Annotated in this window: 1 protein-coding gene; it reads right to left on the minus strand. The window is 64.5% G+C overall.

Translation table 11 applies throughout. From position 1 onward, the window contains the following. Nucleotides 1-34 precede the first annotated feature (34 nt). Nucleotides 35-1,675 (minus strand): electron transfer flavoprotein-ubiquinone oxidoreductase (locus tag C1A35_RS35555; RefSeq protein ID WP_104668907.1); only part of this gene is annotated, 1,641 nt, incomplete at its 5' end.

The following is a 1,675-nucleotide window of genomic DNA, read 5'->3' on the forward strand; positions in this document are numbered from 1 at the left end:
CTCACGGAGGTCCGTGCGGCCCGCCTGCCGAACCTTACATGTTCGGATAGACCGGGCCTTCGCCTCCTTGTGGCGGCACCCAGTTGATGTTCTGGTTCGGGTCCTTGATGTCGCAGGTCTTGCAGTGCACGCAGTTCTGCGCGTTGATGACGAAGGTGTCCTTGCCGTCCTTCTCCACCCATTCGTAGACCCCGGCCGGACAGTAGCGCGTCGACGGGCCGGCATAGATGTCGTGCTCGGAGCGCTTCTGCAGATCCATGTCTTTCACCTGGAGGTGGACCGGCTGGTCTTCCTCGTGGTTGGTGTTCGACAGGAACACCGACGACAGCCGGTCGAAGGTCAACACGCCATCCGGCTTCGGATAGTCGATCTTCTGGTGCTGGGCGGCCGGCTCGAGCGACTGCGCGTCGGTCTTGCCGTGCTTCAGCGTGCCGAAGAAGGAGAAGCCGAACAGCTGGTTGGTCCACATGTCGAGACCGCCGAGCGCCACGCCCACCGCCGTGCCGAACTTCGACCACAGCGGCTTGACGTTCCTGACCCGCTTCAGGTCCTGGCCGATGGCGCTGTCGCGCCAGCCGCGTTCGATCTCGATCGGCTCGTCATTGGCGCGGCCGGCGGCGATCGCCGCTGCCAGTTTTTCCGCCGCGAGAATGCCGGACAAGACTGCGTTGTGGCTGCCCTTGATGCGCGGCACGTTGACGAGACCGGCCGAACAGCCGATCAGCGCGCCACCCGGGAACGACAGCTTCGGCACCGACTGGTAGCCGCCCTCGGTGATCGCGCGCGCCCCATAGGAAAGCCGCTTGCCGCCCTCGAAGGTGCCGCGGATCGCCGGATGCGTCTTGAAGCGCTGGAACTCCTCGAACGGGAAGAGATAGGGGTTCTTGTAGTTGAGGTGCACGACGAAGCCGACGGCGACCATGTTGTCTTCGAGGTGGTAGAGGAACGAGCCGCCACCGGTCTTCATGCCGAGCGGCCAGCCGAACGAGTGCTGCACCAGCCCCGGCCGATGGTTTTCCGGCTTGACCTGCCAGAGTTCCTTGAGCCCGATGCCAAACTTCTGGACGTCGCTATCCTTCGAGAGATCGAACCTGGCGATCAGCTGCTTGGCGAGCGAACCGCGCACGCCCTCGCCGATCAGCGTGTATTTGCCCAAGAGCGCCATGCCGCGGGCGAAGTTCGGTCCCGGCTCGCCGTTCCGCTCGATGCCCATGTCGCCGGTGGCAACGCCGATGACCGCACCCTCGTCGTTGTAGAGCACTTCGGTGGCGGCAAAGCCCGGATAGATCTCGACGCCGAGTTCCTCCGCCTTCGTCGCCAGCCAGCGACAGACATTGCCAAGCGATACGATGTAGTTGCCGTGATTGTTCATCAGCGGCGGCATCAGGAAGTTCGGCAGGCGGATCGAGCCGGCGGGGCCCAACAACAGGAAGTGGTCGTCCGTCACTTCGGTCTTGAACGGATGGTCGGCCTCCTCGCGCCAGCCCGGCAGCAGCCGGTCGATGCCGATGGGATCGACGACCGCGCCTGAGAGGATATGCGCCCCGACCTCGGCGCCCTTTTCGAGCACCACCACCGAAAGCTCCGGATTGACCTGTTTCAGCCGGATCGCCGCCGCAAGACCGGCCGGCCCCGCGCCGACGATCACAACGTCGAACTCCATGCTCTCGCGTTC

It is taken from the genome of Ensifer adhaerens, from assembly GCF_002940685.1.
In the GTDB taxonomy this organism is placed as follows: domain Bacteria; phylum Pseudomonadota; class Alphaproteobacteria; order Rhizobiales; family Rhizobiaceae; genus Ensifer; species Ensifer adhaerens_E.